The organism is Brenneria tiliae, assembly GCF_023347575.1.
GTDB classification, from domain to species: domain Bacteria; phylum Pseudomonadota; class Gammaproteobacteria; order Enterobacterales; family Enterobacteriaceae; genus Brenneria; species Brenneria corticis.
Map to the genome: position 1 here is coordinate 1 of NZ_JAKPCB010000041.1, position 277 is coordinate 277.

The window sequence follows — 277 nt, forward strand, 5'->3', positions numbered from 1 at the left end:
CAATCGTACCCCAAACCGACACAGGTGGTCAGGTAGAGAATACTCAGGCGCTTGAGAGAACTCGGGTGAAGGAACTAGGCAAAATGGTGCCGTAACTTCGGGAGAAGGCACGCTGGATTTGGTGAAGTCCCTTGCGGATGGAGCTGAGACCAGTCGCAGATACCAGCTGGCTGCAACTGTTTAATAAAAACACAGCACTGTGCAAACACGAAAGTGGACGTATACGGTGTGACGCCTGCCCGGTGCCGGAAGGTTAATTGATGGGGTCAGCCTTTGG

At 53.1% G+C, this 277-nt stretch carries 1 rRNA gene; it reads left to right on the forward strand.

Features of this window, described 5'->3' with window-relative positions:
* A 23S ribosomal RNA gene (locus tag MFP24_RS00200) occupies positions 1-277 on the forward strand; the annotation flags it as partial.